Raw genomic sequence first — 24,279 nt, 5'->3', positions numbered from 1 at the left:
GCGTGCGGAAACCCGGTTTCTCCTGCGAGCATTCACATCCGGTCGCGTCCCTCGAACAGGTCTGACGGACCACCCCTCCCCCCCCCTGCTCGAAAGGCACTCCTGCGATGACCGAGACGTCGACCGCCCGATCGACCGGCGCCCCTCCCGCCCCCGACAAGCGCGCCTGGCGCTCGCTGATCGTCCTGCTCGCGGGCATGTTCATCGCCCTGCTCGACACGACCATCGTGAACGTGGCGCTTCCCACCATCCGCACCACGCTCGACGCCTCCGAGTCGACGCTCTCCTGGATCATCTCCGGCTACGCCCTCGCGTTCGGCCTCGCCCTCATCCCCGCCGGCCGCCTCGGCGACCGCTTCGGGCACAAGTGGGTCTTCGTCAGCGGCATCGCCCTCTTCACCGTCGCCAGCTTCGCGTGCGGACTGGCCGCGGACGACACCCAGCTCGTCGTCGCCCGCATCGTGCAGGGCCTGGCGGGCGGCGTCTTCGTCCCGGCGGTCAACGCCTACATCCAGCTCCTCTTCCGCGGTCCCTCGCGCGGCAAGGCCTTCGCGGTGATGGGCGCGGTCCTCGGCGTCTCGTCGGCGCTCGGCCCGATCATCGGCGGCCTGATCATCCAGGCCTTCGGCGACGAGAACGGCTGGCGCCTGGTCTTCTGGGTGAACCTGCCCATCGGCGTCGCGACCCTGATCGCCGCCGCGGTCCTCCTCCCCGCCCGCCGCGACCTCGAGGCCGGAGACCGCGCCCCGAGCGGAGGCGTCGACTGGCTCGGCCTCGTGCTCGTCTCCGGCGGCCTGGTCGCCCTGCTCGTCCCGCTCATCCAGGGCGAGGACGAGGGCTGGCCGCTGTGGACCTTCCTCTCGATCGCCGGCGGAGTCCTGCTCCTCGCCGCGTTCGGCGCCTGGGAGGTCCTCCACGTCCGCCGCGGCCGCGCTCCCCTGGTGCCGCCGTCGCTGTTCCGCCACCCGGCCTTCACCGGAGGCGTGATCCTCGCGCTGGTCTACTTCGCGGCCTTCACGAGCATCTTCTTCACCATCTCGCTGCTCTGGCAGTCGGGCCTCGGCCACACCGCGCTCGAGTCGGGCCTGGTGTCGATCCCCTTCGCGATCGGCAGCATCATCAGCTCCTCGCAGAGCAACCGGATGACCGCGCGCCTGGGGCGCAACGTCCTGGTGATGGGCAGCGGACTGCTCGCCATCGGGCTCGGCTGGGTCTGGCTGGTGCTGCTGACCGCGACCCCGGACTCGATCAGCAACTGGCAGCTCCTGCCGCCGCTGCTGATCGCGGGCCTCGGCAACGGCTTCTTCATCGCCCCGAACGTGCAGTTCATCGTCTCGACCGTCGACCCGCAGGACGCGGGCGCGGCGAGCGGCGTGATCTCGGCGATCCAGCGCATCGGCTCGGCCGTGGGCATCGCGGTCATCGGCAGCGTGCTGTTCGGGAGCCTCGTCATCACGGGTCCGGACACGGTCGCCTCGGGCTTCCTCGACGCCGCGGCTCCCGCGATGCTCCTCAGCACCCTGATGGCGGTCGCCGCCTTCGCGCTGGTGTTCGTGCTGCCGAAGTCGGTCTCGCGCCGGGGCTGAGGGCCCCTGTCCGGTCGCCGCACGCCGGCGGCCGGGCGCGCGGGACGTCCGCCGCTCCGGTGCGGCGGGCGCCTCCCGCCTGATCCGCGGGTGGCCCAGGAGCCTACGCCCGAGCGGCCGCCGCGGCCTTCGCCGCCGCCGGCAGCGCGTCCACGATGCGCCCGATCGCCGCGTCGTCGTGCGCGGCCGAGACGAACCAGGCCTCGTACACCGACGGCGGCAGCGAGACGCCCGCGTCGAGCATCGCGTGGAAGAACGCCGGGTAGCGGAACGACTCCTGCGCCTGGACCTCGGCGTAGTCGCGCACCGGCCGGCCCAGGTCCGTGAACATGAAGCTGAAGAGGCTGCCGGCCGTCTGCACCGTGTGCGCGACGCCCTCGGCCGTCAGCGCCGCCGACACCTCGCGCTGGAGGGTCAGCGCCGTGGCGTCCAGCGAGGCGTAGACCGCGTCGTCGGCCAGCTGCAGCGTCCGGATGCCCGCGGCCACCGCGACCGGGTTCCCGGAGAGGGTGCCCGCCTGGTACACCGGCCCGAGCGGCGCCAGGTGGTCCATGACGTCCGCACGGCCGCCGAGGGCCGCGACCGGCATCCCTCCGCCGATGACCTTGCCGAAGGTGTAGAGGTCGGCCCGGTACGGAGCTTCGGCGCCTCGGTTCTCGAGCCCCCACCAGCCGCCGGCGCTCACGCGGAAGCCGGTCAGCACCTCGTCCATGATCAGCAGCGAGCCGTTCGCGTGCACGAGGTCGGCGAGGGCCGCGTTGAAGCCGGGATCCGGAGCGACGACGCCCATGTTGGCGGCCGCGGCCTCGGTGATGACCGCCGCGATGTCGGCGCCGCGCTCGGCCAGGACCGCGCGCACCGCCTCGAGGTCGTTGTACGGCAGCACGATCGTCTGGGCCGCGGTCGCGGCCGTGACGCCGGCGGAGGCGGGCAGCGAGAGGGTCGCGAGACCGGAGCCGGCATCGGCGAGCAGTCCGTCGGAGTGGCCGTGGTAGTGGCCGGAGAACTTGATCAGCAGGTCGCGGCCGGTGACGCCGCGGGCGAGGCGGATCGCCGTCATCGTCGCCTCGGTGCCGGTGGAGACCAGGCGGAGCTTCTCGATCGGCGAGACTCCCCCGGCCGTGATCCGCGCCTCGACCAGCTCGGCGAGATCCGTCTCGGCGGGAGTGGACGCGCCGAACGAGAGACCGCGGGCGGCCGCCTCCTGCACCGCCGCGACGACCTCGGGGTGCGCGTGCCCGAGGACCGCGGGGCCCCAGGAGCAGACGAGGTCGACGTACTCGCGCCCGTCCGCGTCCGTGATGTATGGGCCGGCGGCCGAGACCATGAAGCGCGGGGTCCCGCCGACCGAGCGGAACGCTCTGACGGGCGAGTTGACGCCTCCGGGGATCGCGTGCCGGGCACGCTCGTACAGGGTGTCGTTCGCCGAGGTGGTCACCCCTCCAGGTTACGCGCGCCGCCCGGCGCCCTCGCGCCGGAGGAGCGCTTTCGGACGAGACGCCGAGGCTCGCTCCCGGGAGGAGGAGCGGCTACTTCAGCAGGTCGCGGGCGATCTCGACGGCCCAGTACGTGAGAACCGCGTCGGCCCCCGCGCGGAGGATCCCCGTGACCGACTCCAGGATCGCCGGCTCGCGCGAGATCCAGCCGTTCGCGGCGGCGGCCTCGATCATCGCGTACTCCCCCGACACCTGGTACGCCCAGACCGGCACGTCCGAGACGGCGGCGACGTCCGAGAGCACGTCGAGGTAGCTCATGGCCGGCTTCACCATCACCACGTCGGCTCCCTCGGCGAGGTCGAGGGTCGCCTCGCGCAGGCCCTCGCGGCGGTTGGCCGGGTCCTGCTGGTAGGTGCGGCGATCGCCCTCCAGCGTGGACTGCACGGCCTCGCGGAACGGACCGTAGAAGCTGGAGGCGTACTTCGCCGAGTACGCGAGGATCGCGGTGTCCAGGTGCCCGGCGCCGTCGAGAGCGGCGCGGATCGCTCCGACCTGGCCGTCCATCATCCCCGAGAGCCCGAGCAGGTGGGAGCCGGCCTCGGCCTGGGCGAGCGCCATCTCCTCGTAGCGGAGGAGCGTGGCGTCGTTGTCGACGCGCCCACGGTCGTCGAGCACGCCGCAGTGGCCGTGGTCGGTGAACTCGTCCAGGCACAGGTCGGTCTGCACGACCAGCGCGTCGCCGACCTCCTCCACGACGACCCGCGTCGCGGCGTTGAGCACGCCGTCGGGGTCGGTCGCACCGGAGCCGACCGCGTCGCGCGTGGTCGGCACGCCGAACAGCATCACGCCGCCGATCCCCGCCTCGGCCGCCTCCGTCACCGCTCCGCGGACGCTGTCCAGCGAGTGGTGCATCACGCCGGGCATCGACCCGATCGGCCGGGCCTCGGTGATCCCCTCGGCCACGAAGAGGGGCAGGATCAGCTGCGCCGGGTGGATGCGCGTCTCCTGGACGAGGCGGCGGAGCGCGGGGGTCGTGCGGAGGCGGCGCGGGCGGATGGCAGTCATGTCCTCCAGCGTAATCCCGCCCTGCCGAGCACCTCCCGGGAGCGCGGACGCCCCACCCCGTGGAGGTGCTCCGGACGCACGACATCAGCCGAGAAGCGGATCCCTGGCCTGTAGGGCGAGGCCCGCCCCTCCCGGCCGACGTCGCGCCGGGGAGGCGGCTCAGCGGGGAGCGCGCTCCGTGGCGACGGCGGCGACCGCGTCGATGAGGGAGGAGGCCGAGCGCTCGTCGGCGACGACGTCGACGCGCAGGCCGAAGGCGCGGGCGTCCTTCGCGGTCTGCGGGCCGATCGCGGCGACGAGGATCGACTCGGGCACCGGGCCGAGCTGCTTCTGGACCTGCTCCGCGACGCTGCCCGATGTGACGAGGATCGCGTGCACGGCTCCGCCGGCGACATCCGCCACGACGCGCTCCTCCACCGGGACGCCGACCGTGCGGTAGGCGACCACGGAGCGCACGTCGTGCCCGATGCGGGTGAGGCCCTCGGTGAGCAGCGGCTTGGCGATCTCGGACCGCAGCGTGAGCACGCGCAGGGGGTGCCGGCCGCCGGTCGCCTCCTCCCACTCGGCCAGGAGGCCGCGGGCGGAGTTGTCCTCGGAGGGGACGAGGTCGACGGAGTACCCGGCGGCGACGAGCGCGGCCGCCGTGGTCTCGCCGACCGCCGCCACCCTGGTGCTGGCGGGCACGGTGGTGCGCAGGAGGGAGAGGACGTCGACCGTGGTCGCGCTCGTGACGGTCATCCAGTCGAAGGCGCCGGCCTCCAGGTCGGCGAGGGCCTGCTCGAGCGCGGGGAAGTCGTCGGTCGGCGCGAAGTTGATCATCGGAGCGACGACGGGCGAGGCTCCCTTGGCTCGGAGAGCGGCGGCGACACCGTCCCCCCACGGGCCTCCGCGGGGGACGAGGATGCGCCACCCCTGCAACGGCTTCTCCCACTGGGAGTAGGCGGCGGGGACGATCACGAAGGGGCTCCCAGGGGTGCGAGTTCGGCGGCACCCGCACCGAGAAGCGCGTCAGCGAGCAGAGAGCCGCAACGGAACGCGGCTTCGACGACGGGCTGTTCGCGACCACCATACTGCGGATCCGCCCGGTGTCGACCACCGCCGACCGAACCGTTACCGACCGGCTCCGCGACCTCCCGTGCGAGGGACGCCGTGCCGTCGACGGCGAAGACCACGCCGTGCAGGACCACGCGGTCCTCCTCGACGACCGCGGAGGCTCCGATCGGAGCGGCGCACCCGGCCTCGAGGGAGGCGAGGAGCGACCGCTCGGCCGTGATCGCCGCGCGGGTCGGCACGTGCTCGACCGCCGCGAGAGCGGCACGCAGCTCCTCCGACGGCTCCTCGTCGCGCACCTCGATGGCCAGCGCTCCCTGACCGGGGGCGTGCGGCGAGACGTCGAAGCCGAGCACCTCGGTGATCGCATCGACCCGGCCGAGGCGGCGCAGGCCGGACAGGGCGAGCACGATCGCGTCCAGCGGCGAGTCGCTGCCGGGCAGCACCCTTCGGAGCCGGGTGTCGATGTTGCCGCGGATGTCCACGATCTCGAGGTCGGGACGGGCGGCCAGCAGCGCCGCGCGCCGACGGGGCGAGCCCGTGCCCACGCGGGCTCCGACCGGCAGGGTCGCCAGGGTGAGCCCGTCGCGGGCGCAGAGCGCGTCGCGCGGGTCCTCCCGCTCGGGGACCGCTCCGAGCAGCAGGCCCTCCACCGGAGCGGTGGGCAGGTCCTTCAGCGAGTGCACGATCGCATCGCAGCGCCCGGCGAGCAGCGCGTCGCGCAGGGCGCTGACGAACACGCCGGTGCCGCCGAGGGAGGCGAGCGAGCCGCGCATACGGTCGCCGTCCGACTCGATGCGCACCAGCTCCACGGGGACCCCCGCGGCGGCCGACATCAGATCGGCCGTCATCCGGGTCTGCGCCACCGCGAGCGCGCTCGCGCGGGTGCCGACTCTGATGCTCACGACAGACGACTCCTCATCACGGTGCGATTCCCGCCAGGGCGGGCTTGAACCCCGCTCGCACGTTCTCGCAGCAGCCGGGGCGGCAGACGTCGTACCAGGGGCCGAGCGCCGTCATCGAGGCCCGGTCCTCGGTCGGCACGCCGTTGACGCGCTCGAGGACCAGGTCGACCAGGCCGGAGACGTAGACCGGGTCCGTGCCGGGGGTCGCGACGCGGAGCGCGACGAGTCCGTGCTCCTCCGAGGTCTCGAGGGCCTCGTTGTCGAGGTCCCACATGACCTCCATGTGGTCGGACACGAAGCCGAGCGGGACGATCAGCAGCGCGCGGCGGCCGCGCGCCGGCAGCTCCGCGATGGCGTCGTTGATGTCCGGCTCGAGCCAGGGCTGGGTGGGCGGGCCGGAGCGCGACTGGTAGACCAGCTGCCAGGGCACGTCCTCGTCCGTGGCGGCGGCCATGACGACCTCGGCGACGGCGAGGTGCTGCGCCTCGTAGGCGCCGCCCGGTCCGAACTCGTGCACGTCGACGACGGTGCCGTCGTCGTGGCGCTCGTGGGGTCCGCTGCGCTCGGCGTCGGCCATGGGGATCGAGTGCGTCGAGAACAGCACCTCCACCTCGGACGTGACATCGAGGTCGGGCATCCGCTCGCGCAGCTCGTCGAGCCCGTCGTGGACGGCCTTGATGAACGGCATCACGAAGCCGGGGTGGTCGAAGAACTGCCGCACCTTGTCGATCCGCAGCTCGCCCTCGAGGCCGGTCGCGTCGAGCGCTGCCGCGTAGTCCTCGCGGTACTGCCTGCAGGACGAGAAGGAGGAGTACGCGCTGGTGGCGATGGCGAGCAGGTTGGTGAACCCGCGCTCCTTCGCCTCGGCGACGGCCTCGCTCATGTAGGGCGCCCAGTTGCGGTTGCCCCAGAGCACGGGGAGGTCGATGCCGCGGTTCGCGAGCTCGGCCTCGAGCGCCTTCTTCAACGCGCGGTTCTGCGCGTTGATCGGGCTGACGCCGCCGAAGTGGCGGTAGTGGTGGGCGACCTCCTCGAGGCGCTCCTCCGGGATGCCGCGGCCGCGGGTGACGTTGCGGAGGAACGGGATGACGTCGTCCTGGCCCTCGGGCCCACCGAAGCCGGCGAGGAGGATCGCGTCGTAGGCCACGGGGACCTCGACGTGCTCGGGGCCGGACGCCGCCGCGGGGGTGGCCCCGCGGACGAGGATCGGCTCGCTGGTCGTGTCGCTCATCGGAGCACCTCGGCGATCTGGTCGGCGTCGATGCGCCGTCCTGTGTAGAAGGGGACTTCCTCGCGCACGTGGCGGCGGGCCTCCGTGGCGCGCAGGTCGCGCATGAGGTCGACGAGGTTGACGAGCTCCTCGTCCTCGAGGGCGAGGATCCACTCGTAGTCGCCGAGCGAGAACGAGGCGACCGTGTTGGTCAGGACGGAGCGGAACCGCGAGCCCTGGCGCCCGTGCTGGGCGAGCATCGCGCGGCGCTCCTCCTCGGGGAGGATGTACCACTCGTAGGAGCGGACGAAGGGGTAGACCGTGAGCCAGCGGGCCGGCGCCTTCCCGCGCATGTAGGCGGGGAGGTGGTTCGAGCTGAACTCGGCGTCGCGGTGCACGCCCATCGCGTTCCACGTCGGCAGGAGGCCGACCAGCAGCTCCGTGCGCCGCAGCTCGCGGTAGGCCCGCTGCAGCTCCTCGGGCGCCGGGCCCGTGAGCCACAGCATGATGTCGGCGTCGGCGCGCAGGGCCGAGACGTCGTAGGTGCCGCGAACGGTCACGCCCTGGCCCTCGAGCTGGGCGACGAGGTGCTCGTACTGCTTCACCGCGGGATCCACGGCGTCGCTGGAGAGGGTGAACGGACGTGCGGGATCCCTGCGGAGAACCGCCCAGAGCGTGTATCCCAGGGCCTGATCGGAGTGATCCTGATCGGCGGGGGGCTGCGGCGCCGGAGCGGCGGCGCTCGTGTCGGGGGCGGACTGAACGGGACCCGCCGTGCCGGCGGTCTGATCGGTCATTGATCCATCATCCCTCCGCTCGTGCCGATGCACAAAAGCGGCGGGGGCTCTGGCGCCGGAGGGCCCGGGACGCTAGCGCCCCGGGCCCTCCGGCACTCAGTCCTCGATGATCTGCTTCGCGACGCCCCAGACGACGAGGCCCACGGCGGCGGCGGCGCCGACCGCTCCGGCGATCAGCGCGGAGGGGTTCTGGCGGCGCACCACCTGGAGCTTGCGCTCGATCGTCCGCTGGGCGGTACGCACCTTGCGCGGCACGTTGACCTTGTACTCGATCGCGTCGAGGGTCGCGGCGAGCTCGGAGCGAGCGCGCTCGATGTCGGCCTTCAGCTGGCCGGGCTTCAGCTCGGCCGGGTCGACGAAGCGGGGCGTGGTGCTGCTGACGGATCGCTCAGTTGTCATAGCTGCCCACTCCCTTGAACGCCTGGACGTCCTTCTTGATGCTGTCGATCGAGTCCTGCGGCACCGGCGGCACGGCCTTCTTGATGGTGCGCACGCCGACGAGGGCGAGGATCACGGCCACCAGGAGGAAGAAGACCGTCACGATCAGCGCCGACAGCCAAGCCGGCAGCCAGGAGGCGATGCCGATGATCGCGAAGGCGACCAGCGTCGCCCACGCGGTCAGGAGGAGGAAGGCCGCGACCGCGAACAGGCCGACGGCCAGACCCGCGCTCTTCGCCTTGCCCGCCAGCTCGTTCTTCAGCGAGGCGACCTCGGCCTTGACGAGCTCGATCACGAGGCCGGGCAGGTCGCTGACCAGCTCTCCCAGTGATCGGGCGTTCTTGGGATTGCGTTCGTTCACCACGGGAGCTCCTCGAGGGTGGGACGTGCCGGCCGGCGCGCGCCTGGCACGGCCGGAGGGATGAGCACTAGGCCCTGCTGGTGGAGGTGGACGTCGTCGACCCGCCGGAGCCGGCCGACGCCGCGGCCTCGTCGACCTTCGAGGCCGCCTTGCGGGCGGCCGCCGACGCCTCCGCGTCGCTCGCTCCCTGGGCCTTCCTGCCGCCGGACACGGCCTTGACGACCACCGAGCGCACGACCTCGTACGCCTTGTCCGAGACGCTGCTCAGCTGGGTCTTCGCGGCACCGCCGACGGCGCCCGCGACGTCCTGCACCGGCTGGGTCCGCCAGAAGCGGCCTGCCGCCGAGGCGATCTGCTCGTACCGCTTGCGGCCGGCGCGTGCTCCCAGCACGTACCCGGCTGCGGCTCCTGCCACGAAAAGAATCTTGCCCTTCACGCCTACTCCTCGTCCTGGGTCGCTCTCGCGATCGTCCACGCGGTCGGTGACCACTCGCGCCGGGGCACGCCGCGCGCTCGCGCGGATGCCTGGGCCTAAGAGTAGCCGTCGGCGTCGTGGGCGTCGCTCGGCAGCCCGACTCCTTGACGCACCAGTCGGCGCCGGATAAGGGCGGCCGTCTCGGCGGCGTGCGGGAGCACCGAGGCGAGGCCCGTGCCCGCGATCCAGGTGCCGGTCACGGCGACTCCCTCGATCGGGAGGAGCGCCTCGCGGAACGCCTCCAGGTGCGCGCGGCGGCCGAGCGCCGCGGCGGGCCGGACGTTGGCCCAGCGCACCCGGGCGGAGTCGACGAGCGACGCCGGATCGAGGGCGAGTCCGAGCAGCGTCGAGGCGTCGAGCAGGGCGATCGCGGCCGCCTCGGCATCGGTGCGCCCCTCGAGCGGCGGGCGCTCGCCCGGGCGCCCGTAGGAGAGGCGCAGCACGTGGCGCCCGGGAGGGAGGGAGGCGGCCAGCCAGTCCCACTTCGCGGTCGCGTGCGTGATCGCCTTGGCCGTGACGTCGGTGGCGGTGGGCGCCACGAGCACACCGGAGCCGCGGGGGGCTGCGTCCAGGCGGGCGTCGTCGAGGACGAGGGTCACCAGCTCGACGGAGTCGTGGGGCGCCTCGTCGGCGCGCTCCGCGACGGCGGGGGCGAGGCCGGCGAGCAGCGCCCGGGCGTCGCGCTCCGGGGTCGAGACGATCACCGCTCGGGCGCTCAGAGCGCCGTCGGCGAGGGTCAGGACGAAGTCCCCGTCGGAGCCCTCGAGCCGCTGCACGGAGGCGCCGGTGCGGATCTCGCCGGAGAGGTAGTCGATCCGCTGGACCAGCGCGGCGACCAGGCGGTGCATCCCGCCCTCGAGCCCGCGGACCGCGACTCCGGCCGGGAGGTTCGCGCGGAGGGCTGCCACGGCCCGGGCGAGGGAGCCCGCGCGGGTGAGCGCGCCGTTCAGTCCGGGTGCGGCCAGGTCGACGTCGATGTCGTCCGGCCGGCTCGAGTACACGCCCGAGACGACCGGCGCGACCAGGTCCTCGAGCACGCGCTCGCCCATCCGGGTGCGCACCAGCTCGGCGAGGGAGTGGGCGCGGCCGATGCGCAGCACGGGCATCAGGGTGTCGAGCCAGGCGCGCCAGGCACCGCGGCGGCCGATCGCCCGCACGACGTCGGGGGCGAGCGGCGTGCCGGGGATGCCGAGGATGCCGGCCCGGGGCGACGGCACGGAGCGGCCGTTGGAGAGGTGCAGCCACGAGCCGTGCGTCCGCGGCTCGACGATCGACTCGGCGAGCGGGACGCCGTCGAGGGTCAGCGCGGCGAGCGCCCGCTCGACGTGGCCGCCGCGGGTGGCGAAGCTCTCGGCGCCCGCGTCGAGCGCGGCTCCGGCCAGCGCGAGCGGAGAGACGGAGCCGCCGACCCGCTCCCCCGCCTCGAGCACCACGACGCGCAGGCCGATGCGCAGGCACTCCGCGGCGGCGGCGAGCCCCGCCACTCCGCCGCCGACGACCGCGACGTCGTACGACGCCGCGTCGCGGGGGCGCTCCTCGCTCACGGCCGCCAGGCGTGCACGAACGCGACGAGGCGCGTGAGCACGTCGGGGTCGGTCTCGGGCGGCACGCCGTGGCCGAGGTTGAGCACGTGCGCGGGGGCGCTCAGGCCCCGGCGGAGCACGTCGTCGACGTGGGACTCGAGGACCTCCCACGGCGCGGTCAGCAGCGCCGGGTCGACGTTGCCCTGCACCGGCACGAAGCCGCCGAGGCGGTGGTTGGCCTCGTCGAGCGGGATCCGGTAGTCGACGCCCACCACGTCGGCGCCGATGCCGTGCATCGCTCCGAGCAGCTCGCCGGTGCCGACGCCGAAGTGCACGATCGGGACGTTGCGGCGCGTCTCCCCGTGGTCGAACGCGAGGTCGCGCACGTGGACGAGGGCGCGCGCGGAGGCGGGAGCGACGTGGGTCGTGTAGTCCGAGAGCGAGAGCGCCCCGGCCCAGGAGTCGAAGAGCTGCGCGGCGCTGGCCCCGGCGAGCACCTGCGCGCGGAGGAAGCGGCCGGTGACCTCGGCGGTCCACTCCATCAGCTGGGCCCAGGCGGCGGGGTCGGCGTGCATCATCGTCCGCGCGCGCAGGTGGTCCTTGGACGGGCCGCCCTCCACCAGGTAGGCGGCCAGGGTGAAGGGAGCGCCGGCGAAGCCGATGAGCGGAGTGTCGCCGAGGCCCGCGACGGTGCGGCGCACGCCCTCGCGGATGGGCTCGAGCGTCTCGTCGAGCACGGACGGGTCGATCGAGGCGAGCTCGGCGACGTCGGCGGCCGTGCGCACCGGCTTCTCGAGCACCGGACCGCGCCCGGGGACGATGTCGACGCCGACGCCCGCGAGCCGCAGCGGGATCACGATGTCGCTGAAGAAGATGGCCGCGTCCACTCCGTGGCGCCGCACCGGCTGCAGGGTGATCTCGCTCGCCAGCGCCGGGTCGAGGCAGGCGTCGAGCATCTTCGTGTCGGTGCGCAGGGCCCGGTACTCCGGGAGGCTGCGGCCGGCCTGGCGCATGAACCAGACGGGCGTCCTCTCGCCCCGCTCGGAGCGGTAGGCGCGCAGGAGCAGCGAGTCGGCCGTGCGGCCGGCGGAGAGGGGGTGCAGCGGATCGAGCAGGCCGTCGGTGGGGGAGGTCACCGCGGCATTATTCCAGGCGCATCCGTGCATTCCTCCCCAGTCCGGGGACCCCGCCCCGCAGAGCGCGGGTAGACTGACGTGGTGCTTCTGTGTCTGACGGCGTCGCACAAGAACGCCAGCTTCGATCTCCTCGAGAAGCTCTCCGTCGACTCCTCCGCCGTGACCGCGGCCCTCTCCGAGGGGATCGACTTCGTCTCCGGAGCCGTCGTCGTCGCGACCTGCAACCGCTTCGAGGCCTACCTCGACATCGAGGAGCCGCTGACCGCCGCGCAGGCCGTCGCCGTCGAGGCCGCCACCGCCGCCGTCAGCGCCGCGACCGGCGTCGAGCAGGACGAGCTGCGTGGGAGCGTCGACGTCGTCTCGGGCGACCGGGTGGCCGAGCACCTCTTCGCCGTCTCCAGCGGGCTCGAGTCCGTCGTGGTCGGCGAGGGCGAGATCGCGGGCCAGGTCCGCCGCTCCCTCGAGGAGGCGCGCCGCCTCGGCACCACCTCCTCCGAGCTCGAGCGGCTGTTCCAGCGCGCCTCGCAGACCTCGCGCGGCATCAAGAACCGCACCGGCCTCGGCAGCGCCGGCCGCTCGATCGTGCGCCTCGCGCTCGACCTGGCCGCGAGCCGCGTCACCGACTGGCGGGCCGCCCGCGTCCTCCTCGTCGGCACCGGCAGCTACGCGCGGGCGACCGTCGCGGCCCTGCGCGACCGCGGAGTGGTGGACATCGCCGTGCACTCCCCCTCCGGCCGCGCCGAGGGCTTCGCCGCCCGCCGCTCGCTCCGGCCCATCGCCGCCGCCGATCTCGCGCTCGAGGCGGTCTCGGCCGACATCGTCATCACCTGCACCACGACCCAGGAGCCGGTGCTCGACGCCGCTCTGCTCGCCGCCGGGCGCCTCCAGGGCTTCTCCCGCGAGCGCCAGCTCGTGATCGACCTGGGCCTGCCGCGCAACGTCGCCTCCGACGTCACCTCGGTCGCCGGCGTCGAGCTCCTCGACCTCGAGACGATCAGCCTGCACGCGCCTCTCGACGTGCTCGACGCGTCGCAGCAGGCGCGCGCGCTCGTCGACAAGGCGGCCCGGAAGTTCTCGGACGTCGCCGACGAGAAGAGCCTCACTCCGGCCGTCGTCGCCCTGCGCGCCCACGTGTTCGACGCGCTCGACGCCGAGATCGAGCGGGCCCGCTCGCGCGGCGACGAGGACGGCCGCACCGAGCAGGCGCTCCGCCACCTCGCCGGAGTCCTGCTGCACACCCCGAGCGTCCGCGCCCGCGACTACGCGCGCGCCGGAGCCCAGGAGGCCTACCTCACCGGGCTCGAGGCGCTCTTCGGCATCGAGGTCCCGGCCGAGCCCGCCGCCGCCGCGCGCCCCGACGCGGACGCCGCCACCGCGTGAGCCTCCGGCTCCCCTTCGATGCGGAGCCGCTGCGCTCCGCGCCGCTGCTCACCGAGCGCCTGCTCCTGCGTCCCCTCGGACCGGAGGACGCCGAGGACCACGCGCGCTACCAGGGCGACGCCGACGCCGTCCGGTTCCTCCGCTGGCCGGTGCGCACCCCCGAGGAGTCGCGGGCGCACCTGCAGCGCCGCCTCCCCTCGACACGGCTCGCCGCCGACGGCGACGTGGCCGTGCTGGCGATCGTCCCCCGGAAGGGCGTCCTCGCCGGGCGGATGATCGGCGACCTCACCCTCATCGCGACGTCCGTCGAGCAGGAGGCGGTCGAGATCGGCTGGGTGCTGCACCCGGAGGCGCAGGGGCGCGGCTACGCGACCGAGGCCGCCCGGGCGCTGCTCGACCTCGCGTTCGACACCCTCGGCGCCCACCGCGTGATCGCGCAGCTCGACGCTCGGAACACCGCCTCCGCCCGCCTCTGCGAGCGCCTCGGGATGCGCCTCGAGGCGCACCACCGGGAGGACGAGTTCTGCAAGGGCGAGTGGACCTCGACCCTCGTCTTCGCCCTGCTCGCCCGCGAGCGCTGACCGCAGGGCCGGCTGGACCGCGTTCGGCGGGACGCCGCCGGCCCGTCCGGTCGGCGGCGTCCCGGAGGAGCGTCAGGCCCCGCGGAGCCCGGTGAAGAGGTACGACTCGAGCTGCTCGAGCGGGATGCGCTCCTGCTTCATCGTGTCGCGGTCGCGGACGGTCACGGCGTCGTCCTCGAGCGAGTCGAAGTCGACGGTCACGCAGTACGGGGTGCCGATCTCGTCCTGGCGGCGGTAGCGGCGGCCGATCGCTCCGGAGTCGTCGAAGTCGACGTTCCAGAGCTGGCGCAGCTGGTCGGCGACGCGGCGCGCGAGCGGCGAGAGGGCCTCGTTGCGCGAGAGCGGCAGCACGGCCACCTTCACCGGCGCGAGGCGCGGGTCGAGGTGCAGCACGGTCCGCGTCTCGACCTTGCCCTTGGCGTTCGGCGGCAGCTCCTGCTCCTCGTAGGCGTCGACGAGGAACGCCATGAGCGCGCGGGTGAGGCCGAACGACGGCTCGATCACGAACGGCACGTAGCGCTCGTTCTTGTTCTGGTCGAAGAACGAGAGGTCCTTGCCCGAGTGCTCGATGTGCGTCTTGAGGTCGTAGTCGGTGCGGTTCGCGACTCCCATCAGCTCGCCCCACTCGCCCGAGGCGAAGCTGAAGCGGTACTCGATGTCGACGGTGCGCTTCGAGTAGTGGGAGAGCTTGTCCTTCGGGTGCTCGTACTGCCGGATGTTCTCGGGGTTCATCCCGAGCCCGACGAACCAGTCCCAGGCGAGCTGCATCCAGGTCTCCTGCCACTCCTCGTCCGTGCCGGGCTCGACGAAGAACTCGAGCTCCATCTGCTCGAACTCGCGGGTGCGGAAGATGAAGTTGCCGGGGGTGATCTCGTTGCGGAACGCCTTGCCGATCTGGCCGATGCCGAAGGGCGGCTTGCGACGGGCGCTCTGCAGCACGTTCGCGAAGTTGGTGAAGATGCCCTGGGCGGTCTCGGGACGCAGGTAGTGCAGCCCCGACTCGTCGTCGACGACGCCGAGGTAGGTCTTCATCAGGCCCGAGAACTGCTTGATCTCGGTCCACTGGCCGACCTTGTCGGGGTGCTCCGGGTCGGGGATGTCGGCGAGGCCGTTCACGGGCGGGTGGCCGTTGACCTCCTCGTACTTCTCGAAGAGGTGGTCGGCGCGGTAGCGCTTGTGGGTGATCAGCGACTCGGTCAGCGGGTCCGAGAAGACGCCGACGTGTCCCGAGGCGTGCCAGATCGCCGTGGGCAGGATGACCGCGGAGTCCAGGCCGACGACGTCGCCCCGGCCCTGCACGAAGGTCTTCCACCACTGGCGCTTGATGTTCTCCTTGAACTCCACGCCGAGCGGCCCGTAGTCCCACGCGGAGCGGGTGCCCCCGTAGATCTCACCCGAGGGGAAGACGAATCCCCTGTGCTGCGCGAGGGTGATGACTTTGTCGAGGGTGGTGGGTTCTGCCACGGGTTGCTCCTCAGCTGTTCGGGCGCACGGGGCCCCGGCGCGCGCCGGCTGCGCGCGTCCTTCTGGTGTGCCCCCATGGTAGCCGCGGGGGCGCCGCGACGGTCCTCCCGCGGCGGGCATGATGAGCGGATGAGCACCCTCCCGCCGATCGTCGTGTCCGCCGTCGCCGTCCTCCGCGACCGGCGCGTCCTGATGGTCACGGCGCGGGGCCGCGACGTCCTCTACCTCCCCGGCGGCAAGGTCGACGAGGGCGAGAGCGGGATCGAGGCGGCGGCCCGCGAGGCCCGCGAGGAGCTCGGTGCCGTCGCGCTCGGCCTCGAGCCCCTGTTCACCGTCCGCACCCAGGCGCACGGCGAGCCGGAGGGGCGGGAGGTCCACATGAGCGTCTTCGCCGCCGAGCTCGACCGGGAGGCGCGCCCGAGCGGCGAGATCGACTCGCTGCACTGGGTCGACGGCTCCGATGCGGGCCGCTGCCCGCCCGCCGGGGTCGAGACCCTCCGGCTGCTGCGCGGTCTCGATCTCGTCGACTGACCCTCCGGCTCCGGGCCGACCGCAGGGCGGCTAGCCTCGTGGCGTGGAGACGAGACGGCGTGCACGGGACCGGTCGAGCGCGGAGGAGCCGGACCGGCTCGAGCCGGTGCGACTGGAGGCGGCCGTGCCGATCCTGCGGATCTTCTCGGTCGCCAAGGCGGGCGAGTTCTACGTCGACTACCTCGGCTTCGAGGTGGACTGGGAGCACCGCGCCGCGCTCGACGCCCCCCTCTACCTGCAGGTGTCGCGCTCGGGGCTCCGCCTGCACCTCAGCGAGCACCACCGCGACGGCAGTCCTGGCGCCGCCGTGCACGTCGCCCTCCGCGGTGTCCGCGAGCTGCACGCCGAGCTCGACGCGAAGGCCTACCCCTACCTCAACCCGCGGATCACCCGCACGCCGTTCGGCTTCGCGCTCGACGTGATCGACCCGTTCGGCAACCAGCTGCGCTTCGCGGAGCCGGCCCCGGTGCCGCGCCTGCCCTGATCGGAGCGCGTCCGGGTGCTTGTACAACCTGAGCGCCGACTGATCAACCGTTCACCGGCCGTCCATGCACTTCGGAGTCCCATCCTTTAGCGTGGCTCCGATGGCTTCACGGGGGACGATCGAGCGGCCGGTCACGGCCCGGGCAACGGGACGGCAGCGCCGGCCGCGGCTCCGCTTCATGGAGGCTGCACCGCTGGCGACGGGCATGCTGGGCTCGATCGCGATCCTCCTCGGCTCGCTCGGCGTGGGCTACCTGCCCGCCGGCTCGCCCATCCGCGACTGGCCTCTCGTCGCCTCGATCCGCGCCACGGGCTGGCTCACCGAGTCCAGCGGCGCCCTCGTCGTGGGCGGCGGGATGCTGCTGCTGATCGCGTGGCTCCGCCTGCGCACGGTCGCGCTCGCGGCGGGCCCCGGCTCCGTCCGCACCATCGTGGTGGCGGCCCTCGCCTGGACCGCTCCGCTCCTCGTGACGGTGCCGCTGTTCAGCCACGACATGTTCTCCTACGTGGCGCAGGGTCGTCTGATGACCCAGGGCATCGACCCCTACACCCACGGCGTCGCGACGCTCCCGGGCTGGTTCGACCTCGGCGTCGACCCGCTCTGGGCCGACACGCCCACGCCCTACGGGCCCCTCTACCTCCTGATCGAGCGCACCGCCGTGCAGTTCGCGGGCTACGGCGCACCCGAGCTCTCGATCGCGATGCTCCGCGCCGTGTCGGTCGCGGGCGTGGCCGTCATGGCCGTCTACGCGCTCCGCCTGGCGCGCCTGCGCGGCCTCTCGGTCCCGCTCACCGCCTGGACGATCGTCGCCAACCCGCTGACCCTCGTGCTCTTCGTCGTCGCCGGCCACAACGACTCCGTGATGCTGGCGCTCATCCTCGCGTCGCTCTACTACGCCCAGACCGACCGGCGCATCGCCGCCGTCGTGCTGATGGCCGGAGCGATCGCGATCAAGCCGATCGCCGTGATCGCGCTCCCCGTGCTCGCGCTCCTGTGGCTGCGCCACGACGCGACGTGGCGCGAGCGCGCCCGCGGCTGGCTCTGGACGGGCGCCGGAGCGCTCGGCCTCGTGGTCGCCGTCGGGCTGCTCGCGGGCGTCGGGGTCGGCTGGGTCGCGGCGATGGTCGTGCCCGGCTCGATCCTGCACTGGTACGCGCCGATGTCGTTCGTCACGGTCTCGGTCTCCCGCGCCGTCGAGTTCACCGGTCACGACCCCGCCGCGGCGATCGCCGTGGTCAAGATCCTCGCGCTCGGGCTCGCCGGCCTGATCGCTGCGCGCCTCATGCTGTCGCGGCGCTCCATCGATCCGCTCGCCCGCCTGTCCGGCGCGCTGCTCGCGTTCGTGACGGCGTCGACCGCCATCCACCCCTGGTACGCCCTCTGGATCCTGCCGATCGCCGCGCTCGCGCGCCCGTGGAGCCGCTCCCACGTGCACCTGGCGGTCTACGCGTCGATCTTCCTCATGTGCGTCACGCTCGCCGAGCCGATCGACGGCGGAGGCGGCACGATGGACCAGATCCCGGCGCGGGTCGCGACGATCGCCGCGATCGCCGTGGTCGGGATGTACGTCCTCCTCGGCTACACGGACGAGGAGCGGGTCGAGGGCCTGCCCCTCGTGCGCGCGCTGCCGTTCGGCTCCGTGATCCTCGCCCGCCTCAGCGGCGGCCGCCTGGTCGACGCCCGGATGGCCGCGACGCGCCTGCGCGACTAGCCGGAGCCGCGGCTCAGGAGTCGGACTCGTCGCTCCGACGGCGTGTGCGGCGGTCGAGCGCGGCCTGCGCTGTCTCGGCGGCCGAGTCCGGGGAGCCGACCGGCCCGGTGGGTCCGGCGAGGGTGCTCGAGAGCGACGACAGCCAGCCGGAGTCGTCGCGGCCAACGTTCAGCGCGTCCGAGAAGAGGGGGAGGTCGCTGCGGGCGGCGTGGATCGCGTAGGACTCGCGGGAGAACCCGTTGTCGGGGACGACGGGCGTCCTGCGGGACGCGCGCGTGGCGTCCGGGGCCTGCTCCTGTCGTGCAGCGTTCGACACCTGCTCCTGGGCGGACTGCTCCTGGGCGGCCTGCTCCCGGCGGGCGTCGCGCTCGTCGCGCGGGGTGCTGCTGTCGTGGTCCACGGCGGTCCTCCTGCTCTCCGCCCCGAGCGGAGGGACGGGCGCCGCGATGACGGGACGGCGCCCGGTCAGGCTACCCCTCGTTCAGGGCGTGGCGTCGTCGTCGGCCTCTGATCGTGGCGCGGGGCGCCAGACGACCAGCTCGGTCCGGCGCTGCGCGCGCGTGCCGTGGCGCAGAGTGACCACGTCCCCCTCGAGTCCGGCGGCGAACACGCGGCGGCCCGGCCGGTTCAGGAGCTCGTCGGCGAGGGCCGACTCCAGCTCGCGCACCCGCTGCGAGAGCGACTGCACCTGGTTCTCGAGCTGCAGGATGCGCGCGATGCCCTCGAGCGAGACGCCCTCGGAGGAGAGCCGGGCGACCTCGCGCAGCTGCACCACGTCGCGCATCGAGTAGCGGCGCGACTTGCCCGCGGTTCGGGTCGGGCTCACGAGCCCGAGCCGGTCGTACTGCCGCAGGGTCTGCGGGTGCATCCCCGCCAGCTCGGCGGCGACGGCGATCGCGAAGACGGGCGTGTTCTCGTCCATGTCTCCTCCTCCGACCGGTCGCGCCGATCCGGTGCTAGTAGCGGGCCTTCTCCAGGATGTCCTCGCGCGGGTCCTCGTCCGGCTCGGCGGCGGCGTAGGCCTCGAGGGCCTCACGGGCGGCGGCGGACAGGTGGCTCGGGACGGCGACCTGCAGGACGGCGAGCAGGTCGCCCGTGCCCTTGGGGGTCGTGACGCCGCGGCCCTTGACGCGCAGGACGCGGCCGCTCGGGGTGCCTGCGGCGACCCGGAGCTTGACGGGCTCGCCGCCGAGGGTCGGCACCTCGATCGTCGCGCCGAAGACGGCCTCGACGAAGGTCACGGGAACCGTCACGCGCAGGTTCAGCCCGTCGCGCTCGAACACCGGATGCTTGCGCACCGAGACGGTGAGCACCAGGTCGCCGGGATCGCCGCCGTCCGGGCTGGGGCGGCCCTTGCCGCGGACGCGGATCTTCTGGTCGTCGGCCACGCCGGCGGGGATGCGCACCGAGAGGGTGCGCCCGTCGCCGGTCTGCAGCTGGACGGTGTCGCCCCGGGTCGCGGTGCGGAAGTCGATGGTGGTGCTGGCGGTGACGTCGGCGCCCTTCTGCGGGCCGCCGAAGCCGCGGTAGCCGCCGCTGGGCTGGCCGAAGCGGCTGCCTCCGCCGCCGAACATGCCGCCGAGGATGTCCTCGAAGCCGGGCGGCGGGCCCTGCTGGGTGCTGTAGGAGGTGCGCCCGCCCTGGCCGAACATGCCGCCGAAGACGTCGTCGAACCCTCCGGGCTGGCCTCCCGCGGTGAAGCGCGCTCCGCCGCCCATGGCGCGGATCTGGTCGTACTCCTTGCGCTGCTCGGCGTCCGAGAGCACGGTGTACGCCTCGCTGATCTCCTTGAAGCGCGCCTCGGCCTTCGCGTCCCCCGGGTTGGAGTCGGGGTGGAACTGGCGGGCGAGCTTGCGGTAGGTCTTCTTCAGGTCCGCGGCGGAGACGTCCTTGGACACGCCGAGGACCTTGTAGAAGTCCTTATCGAACCAATCCTGGCTGGCCATGTGCCTCTTCCTGTGTCGAATGCGGCGAGGGACCCCGCCCCGGTCCGGCAGCGGGCTGCCGAGCGGGGCGGGGTCCTCCGCGGTGGTGGTGCCGGTGGCGGGGTCAGTCGGCGGGGACTGCCACGACCACCCTGGCGGCCCGCAGCAGCGAGCCTCCGAGGTAGTAGCCCGCCTCGACGACGTCCGCGACCGTGGAGGTCTCGGCGCCGGGGGTGGGCTGCTGGAAGATCGCCTCGTGGATGTTCGGGTCGAACAGGTCGCCCACGGCGCCGGTCTTCACCAGGCCGAGCTTCTCCACTCCGCCGCGCAGCTTCTGCGCGATGGCCGTGAAGGGCCCGCCCTCGGCGAGGTCGCCGTGCTTCTCGGCGCGGTCGAGGTCGTCGAGCACGGGGAGGATGACCTTCACCGCGTCGCCGATCGCCCGCTCCTTGTCGACCTGGCGGTTCGCCTCGGTGCGCTTGCGGTAGTTCGCGTACTCGGCGGTCACCCGCTGGAGGTCGGCGAGGTGCTCGGCCGCGAGCGTCTCGGCGCTGGACTGTCCCGAGAGGAACGAGAGGTCGGCGTCCGAGAGGCTGGTCTCGACGTCGGGCCCCTCGGCCTCGATGAGGCCCTCCTGGTCCTGGGCGTCCTGCGCCGCCTCGGCTCCCGCCTCGCCGCCGGTGGCCGGCTGCTCCTCGGGGAGGTCCTGGGGCTCGTTCTCGGCTGCCATGGCTACTTCGTGTCCTTCGGCTCGTCCTCGTCGATGACCTCGGCGTCGACGATGTCCTCGTCGTCCTTCTTGTCACCGTCGGCCGGAGCGTCCGCGGGGGCGCTCTGCGCGGCCTGGTCCTGGGAGTAGATCGCCTGGCCGATCTTGGTCTGCGAGGCGTTGAGGGCGTCGAACGCGGTCTTGACGGCCGCGTCGTCGTCGCCGGCGAGCGCGGTCTTCAGCGCGTCGACGTCTCCCTGCACCTCGGACTTGACGTCCTCGGGCAGCTTGTCCTCGTTGTCCTTGATCAGCTTGTCGATCGAGTACGCCAGGGTCTCGGCGTTGTTGCGGATCTCGGCGGCCTCGCGGCGGGCCTTGTCCTCGGCGGCGTGCTCCTCGGCCTCGCGGACCATGCGGTCGATGTCGTCCTTGGGCAGCGACGAGCCGCCCGTGATCGTCATCGACTGCTCCTTGCCGGTGCCCTTGTCCTTCGCGGACACGTGGACGATGCCGTTGGCGTCGATGTCGAAGGTGACCTCGACCTGCGGGATGCCGCGCGGGGCCGGCGCGATGCCGGTCAGCTCGAACGTGCCCAGGTTCTTGTTGTCGCGGGTGAACTCGCGCTCGCCCTGGAAGACCTGGATCGCGACGGACGGCTGGTTGTCGTCGGCCGTGGTGAAGGTCTCGGACCTCTTGGTCGGGATCGCGGTGTTGCGCTCGATGAGCTTGGTCATGATCCCGCCCTTGGTCTCGATGCCCAGCGAGAGCGGGGTCACGTCGATCAGGAGGACGTCCTTGCGCTCGCCCTTGAGGACGCCGGCCTGCAGCGCGGCGCCGACGGCGACGACCTCGTCCGGGTTGACGCCCTTGTTGGGCTCCTTGCCGCCGGTGAGCTTCTTGACGAGCTCGGCGACGGCCGGCATGCGGGTCGAGCCGCCGACGAGGACCACGTGAGCGATGTCCTCGACCTTGACGCCCGCCTCGGCGATGACGTCGGTGAAGGGCTTGCGGGTGCGCTCGATCAGGTCGCTGGTGAGCTCCTCGAACTTGGCGCGGGTGAGCGTCTCGTCGAGGTTCGCCGGACCGTTCTCGGTGAGCGAGAGGTAGGGCAGCTGGATGCTGGTCGAGGTGCTCGAGGAGAGCTCCTTCTTCGCCTGCTCCGCGGCCTCCTTGAGGCGCTGGCGAGCGATCTTGTCCTTCGAGACGTCGACGCCGGTCGAGTCCTTGAAGCGCTTGACCAGGTGGTCGACGACGCGCTGGTCCCAGTCGTCGCCGCCGAGGCGGTTGTCGCCCGAGGTCGCACGGACCTGGATGGTCGAGAAGTCGTCGTCCTTGCCCACCTCGAGGAGGGAGACGTCGAACGTTCCGCCGCCGAGGTCGAAGACGAGGATGAGCTCGTCCTCCTTGCCCTTGTCGAGGCCGTAGGCCAGCGCGGCCGCGGTGGGCTCGTTGATGATGCGCAGGACGTTGAGGCCGGCGATCTCGCCGGCGTCCTTGGTCGCCTGGCGCTCGGCGTCGTTGAAGTAGGCCGGGACGGTGATGACCGCGTCGGTCACCTTGTCGCCCAGGTACTGCTCCGCGTCGCGCTTGAGCTTGCCCAGGATGCGGGCCGAGATCTCCTGCGGGGTGTACTTCTTGTCCTCGACGCCGAAGGTCCAGTCGGTGCCCATGTGGCGCTTGACCGACGCGATGGTGCGGTCGACGTTGGTGACGGCCTGACGCTTCGCGGTCTCGCCGACGAGCACCTCCCCGTCCTTGGTGAACGCCACGACGGACGGCGTGGTGCGGAAGCCCTCGGCGTTGGCGATGACGGTGGGCTCGCCTCCCTCGAGGACGGCCACGACAGAGTTGGTGGTTCCCAGGTCGATGCCTACGGCACGGGACATATGCGTTGTTCTCCTTCGCGATCGGCGTCGCGCGGGCGGCTGCCGGTCAGTTGACGGGTGGTGCGGAATCCTCTGCGGGAGTTGAGTCCCGCACGCTCAAGTTTACGCATCCGTCGTCTCGCGTCAAGTCCGGACGCGAGAAGTTGAGTCGCATCGGCTCAACTCTCAGACTCACGGGTCCCGCCGCTTCCGGCCGTTCACCTCCTCCCCCTACGGTGGGCCCATGACGACGCGCACCGGCCGCTGGCCCGTCCTCGCCTGGGGCCTGTGGGACTGGGGCGGATCGGCCTTCAACGCGGTGGTGACCACCTTCGTCTTCACCGTCTACCTGACCACCGACGGGCTCTTCGGCACCTCGAGCGGAGTCTCGGCCGCGCTCGGCTGGTCCCTCGCCGCCGCCGGCGTGGTCGTCGCCGTCATCGCGCCGATCACCGGCCGCCGGGCCGACCTCGGCGGGCGCCGCCGGCTCTGGCTGGGGATCCACTCCGCCGTCGTCGTCCTCTGCATCCTGCTGATGTTCCTCGTGCGCCCCGACCCGGCCCTCCTCTGGCTGGGACTCGGACTGCTCGCGGTCGGCACGGTCTTCTTCGAGTTCGCGAGCGTCAACTACAACGCGATGCTCCTCCAGGTCTCGACCCGGGCGACCATCGGCCGCGTCTCCGGCTTCGGGTGGGGCATGGGCTACGTCGGCGGGATCGTCCTGCTGCTGATCGTGTACTTCGGCTTCATCTCGCCCGAGGTCGGGCTCTTCGGAGTGACGGGGGACGACGGCCTCGACGTGCGCGTCTCGATCCTGGTCGCCGGCGTGTGGTTCGCCGTCTTCGCCCTGCCGGTACTGGTCGCGGTGCCGGAGACGCCGGCGCGCGCGAGCCGGGCGGAGCGCGTCGGGGTGATCGCCTCCTACCGCGCGCTCTTCGCGCAGGTCGCCGGCCTCTGGCGCGAGAGCCGCAGCACCGTGGCCTTCCTCATCGCCAGCGCGGTGTTCCGCGACGGGCTCACCGGGGTCTTCACCTTCGGCGGCGTGCTGGCGCAGGGCACCTTCGGCTTCGACGCCGGCGAGGTGATCCTGTTCGCCATCGCGGCGAACGTCGTGGCCGGAGTGGCGACCATCTCGGTCGGCGCGCTCGACGACCGCATCGGCCCCAAGGCCGTGATCGTCGCCTCGCTCATCGGCCTGGTCGTCTGCGGCACCGCCGTCTTCGTCCTGCACGACGGGGGGAGCACGGTGTTCTGGATCTTCGGCCTGCTGCTGTGCCTGTTCGTCGGCCCGGCGCAGTCGGCGAGCCGCAGCTACCTGGCCCGCCTCATCCCGGAGGGACGCGAGGGCGAGATCTTCGGCCTCTACGCGACCACCGGGCGGGCGGCCTCGTTCCTCGCGCCCGCCGCCTTCGCAGCCGCCGTCTCGATCGCCGCGGCCGTCTCGGGCAGCGGCGAGGCGAACGTGCAGTACTGGGGCATCCTCGGGCTCGTCCTCGTCCTCGCCGTGGGGCTGGTGCTGCTCCTGCCGGTGCGCCGCCCGCCGGCCACCGCCCCCGTCGTGCCGGAGCCGCGGCTCGCTCCGCCCGCCCGCCGGGACTGACGAGGCCCGGCCCGCGGGAGACGCGGGCGAGGCCCCTCCCCGCGCGC

At 72.9% G+C, this 24,279-nt stretch carries 24 protein-coding genes; 7 read left to right on the top strand and 17 right to left on the bottom strand.

Annotated features, from left to right (window positions below; all coding sequences use genetic code 11):
- Nucleotides 1–107: 107 nt before the first annotated feature.
- Nucleotides 108–1,586 carry an MFS transporter gene (locus tag C5C10_RS06405; protein WP_104222873.1) on the top strand — a complete coding sequence of 493 codons (1,479 nt, stop codon included), beginning with the start codon at nucleotides 108–110 and terminating at the stop codon, nucleotides 1,584–1,586.
- Between the two features lie 103 nt (nucleotides 1,587–1,689).
- Here the strand turns inward: C5C10_RS06405 and hemL are convergent, their stop codons facing one another.
- The 11 genes from hemL to hemE form a co-directional block, all read right to left on the bottom strand.
- A complete protein-coding gene (gene hemL / locus C5C10_RS06400) occupies nucleotides 1,690–3,024 on the bottom strand; it encodes a glutamate-1-semialdehyde 2,1-aminomutase (protein ID WP_104222874.1) in 1,335 nt (444 codons plus the stop codon).
- Between the two features lie 91 nt (nucleotides 3,025–3,115).
- Nucleotides 3,116–4,087, bottom strand: a complete 972-nt coding sequence (gene hemB, locus C5C10_RS06395) for a porphobilinogen synthase (RefSeq protein ID WP_104328825.1) — start codon at nucleotides 4,085–4,087, stop codon at nucleotides 3,116–3,118.
- Between the two features lie 159 nt (nucleotides 4,088–4,246).
- Nucleotides 4,247–5,041 (bottom strand): uroporphyrinogen-III synthase, encoded by a 795-nt coding sequence (locus tag C5C10_RS06390; RefSeq protein WP_104328848.1) that lies wholly within the window; start codon nucleotides 5,039–5,041, stop codon nucleotides 4,247–4,249.
- Complete coding sequence (gene hemC / locus C5C10_RS06385) at nucleotides 5,041–6,042, bottom strand: hydroxymethylbilane synthase (protein ID WP_104328824.1); 1,002 nt, start codon at nucleotides 6,040–6,042, stop codon at nucleotides 5,041–5,043. The genes C5C10_RS06390 and hemC overlap by 1 nt, the downstream gene beginning before the upstream one ends.
- A gap of 16 nt (nucleotides 6,043–6,058) precedes the next feature.
- Nucleotides 6,059–7,273: a ferrochelatase gene (locus C5C10_RS06380; RefSeq protein WP_104328823.1), complete on the bottom strand. Its 1,215-nt coding sequence runs from the start codon at nucleotides 7,271–7,273 to the stop codon at nucleotides 6,059–6,061.
- A complete protein-coding gene (gene hemQ, locus C5C10_RS06375; protein ID WP_104226142.1) occupies nucleotides 7,270–8,049 on the bottom strand; it encodes a hydrogen peroxide-dependent heme synthase in 780 nt (259 codons plus the stop codon). Before hemQ ends, C5C10_RS06380 begins: the two co-directional genes overlap by 4 nt.
- 96 nt (nucleotides 8,050–8,145) lie before the next feature.
- Nucleotides 8,146–8,448 (bottom strand): DUF3618 domain-containing protein, encoded by a 303-nt coding sequence (locus tag C5C10_RS06370; protein WP_104222879.1) that lies wholly within the window; start codon nucleotides 8,446–8,448, stop codon nucleotides 8,146–8,148.
- Nucleotides 8,438–8,848 (bottom strand): phage holin family protein, encoded by a 411-nt coding sequence (locus tag C5C10_RS06365; RefSeq protein WP_244229489.1) that lies wholly within the window; start codon nucleotides 8,846–8,848, stop codon nucleotides 8,438–8,440. Before C5C10_RS06365 ends, C5C10_RS06370 begins: the two co-directional genes overlap by 11 nt.
- A 67-nt stretch (nucleotides 8,849–8,915) precedes the next feature.
- Entirely contained in the window at nucleotides 8,916–9,263 is a 348-nt protein-coding gene (locus C5C10_RS06360; protein ID WP_146076886.1) for a YtxH domain-containing protein, read from the bottom strand.
- A gap of 116 nt (nucleotides 9,264–9,379) precedes the next feature.
- On the bottom strand, nucleotides 9,380–10,867 hold the full coding sequence (locus tag C5C10_RS06355) for an NAD(P)/FAD-dependent oxidoreductase (RefSeq protein ID WP_258060450.1): 1,488 nt from the start codon (nucleotides 10,865–10,867) through the stop codon (nucleotides 9,380–9,382).
- A complete protein-coding gene (gene hemE, locus C5C10_RS06350; protein WP_104222882.1) occupies nucleotides 10,864–12,012 on the bottom strand; it encodes a uroporphyrinogen decarboxylase in 1,149 nt (382 codons plus the stop codon). Before hemE ends, C5C10_RS06355 begins: the two co-directional genes overlap by 4 nt.
- Before the next feature lie 51 nt (nucleotides 12,013–12,063).
- On the opposite strand from hemE, the gene C5C10_RS06345 reads away from it, so the two are divergent.
- Complete coding sequence (locus C5C10_RS06345) at nucleotides 12,064–13,362, top strand: glutamyl-tRNA reductase (RefSeq protein ID WP_104328846.1); 1,299 nt, start codon at nucleotides 12,064–12,066, stop codon at nucleotides 13,360–13,362.
- Nucleotides 13,359–13,943, top strand: coding sequence for a GNAT family N-acetyltransferase (locus C5C10_RS06340; protein ID WP_258060448.1), 585 nt, complete (start codon nucleotides 13,359–13,361; stop codon nucleotides 13,941–13,943). The genes C5C10_RS06345 and C5C10_RS06340 overlap by 4 nt, the downstream gene beginning before the upstream one ends.
- A 72-nt stretch (nucleotides 13,944–14,015) precedes the next feature.
- On the opposite strand, the gene C5C10_RS06335 is transcribed toward C5C10_RS06340, so the two are convergent.
- On the bottom strand, nucleotides 14,016–15,407 hold the full coding sequence (locus tag C5C10_RS06335; RefSeq protein ID WP_104226140.1) for a glycine--tRNA ligase: 1,392 nt from the start codon (nucleotides 15,405–15,407) through the stop codon (nucleotides 14,016–14,018).
- A 129-nt stretch (nucleotides 15,408–15,536) separates the two neighbouring features.
- Here C5C10_RS06335 and C5C10_RS06330 point away from each other — a divergent pair, with 129 nt between their 5' ends.
- The 3 genes from C5C10_RS06330 to mptB all read left to right on the top strand — a co-directional run bounded on the left by C5C10_RS06330 (nucleotide 15,537) and on the right by mptB (nucleotide 18,133).
- Complete coding sequence (locus C5C10_RS06330) at nucleotides 15,537–15,938, top strand: NUDIX domain-containing protein (RefSeq protein WP_104222884.1); 402 nt, start codon at nucleotides 15,537–15,539, stop codon at nucleotides 15,936–15,938.
- Nucleotides 15,939–15,981: 43 nt separating this feature from the next.
- Nucleotides 15,982–16,422, top strand: a complete 441-nt coding sequence (locus tag C5C10_RS06325; RefSeq protein ID WP_208543318.1) for a glyoxalase superfamily protein — start codon at nucleotides 15,982–15,984, stop codon at nucleotides 16,420–16,422.
- Between the two features lie 100 nt (nucleotides 16,423–16,522).
- Nucleotides 16,523–18,133 (top strand): polyprenol phosphomannose-dependent alpha 1,6 mannosyltransferase MptB, encoded by a 1,611-nt coding sequence (gene mptB / locus C5C10_RS06320; protein ID WP_146082113.1) that lies wholly within the window; start codon nucleotides 16,523–16,525, stop codon nucleotides 18,131–18,133.
- Between the two features lie 13 nt (nucleotides 18,134–18,146).
- Here mptB and C5C10_RS06315 read toward each other — a convergent pair whose 3' ends face one another.
- The 5 genes from C5C10_RS06315 to dnaK form a co-directional block, all read right to left on the bottom strand.
- Nucleotides 18,147–18,533, bottom strand: coding sequence for a hypothetical protein (locus C5C10_RS06315; protein WP_104328822.1), 387 nt, complete (start codon nucleotides 18,531–18,533; stop codon nucleotides 18,147–18,149).
- A gap of 81 nt (nucleotides 18,534–18,614) precedes the next feature.
- Nucleotides 18,615–19,055: a heat shock protein transcriptional repressor HspR gene (locus C5C10_RS06310; RefSeq protein WP_104222887.1), complete on the bottom strand. Its 441-nt coding sequence runs from the start codon at nucleotides 19,053–19,055 to the stop codon at nucleotides 18,615–18,617.
- Between the two features lie 34 nt (nucleotides 19,056–19,089).
- Nucleotides 19,090–20,079: a DnaJ C-terminal domain-containing protein gene (locus C5C10_RS06305; protein ID WP_104222888.1), complete on the bottom strand. Its 990-nt coding sequence runs from the start codon at nucleotides 20,077–20,079 to the stop codon at nucleotides 19,090–19,092.
- A 103-nt stretch (nucleotides 20,080–20,182) separates the two neighbouring features.
- Entirely contained in the window at nucleotides 20,183–20,788 is a 606-nt protein-coding gene (locus C5C10_RS06300) for a nucleotide exchange factor GrpE (RefSeq protein WP_104328821.1), read from the bottom strand.
- Nucleotides 20,789–20,790: 2 nt separating this feature from the next.
- Nucleotides 20,791–22,653: a molecular chaperone DnaK gene (dnaK, locus tag C5C10_RS06295; protein ID WP_104222890.1), complete on the bottom strand. Its 1,863-nt coding sequence runs from the start codon at nucleotides 22,651–22,653 to the stop codon at nucleotides 20,791–20,793.
- Nucleotides 22,654–22,876: 223 nt separating this feature from the next.
- On the opposite strand from dnaK, the gene C5C10_RS06290 reads away from it, so the two are divergent.
- On the top strand, nucleotides 22,877–24,232 hold the full coding sequence (locus C5C10_RS06290; protein ID WP_104267174.1) for an MFS transporter: 1,356 nt from the start codon (nucleotides 22,877–22,879) through the stop codon (nucleotides 24,230–24,232).
- The last annotated feature ends 47 nt before the right edge of the window (nucleotides 24,233–24,279 follow it).

The organism is Rathayibacter sp. AY1A3 (genome assembly GCF_002930975.1).
GTDB lineage: Bacteria > Actinomycetota > Actinomycetes > Actinomycetales > Microbacteriaceae > Rathayibacter.
Note: the sequence above shows the minus strand (reverse complement) of the source record. Positions and strands in the feature narration are given on the sequence as shown.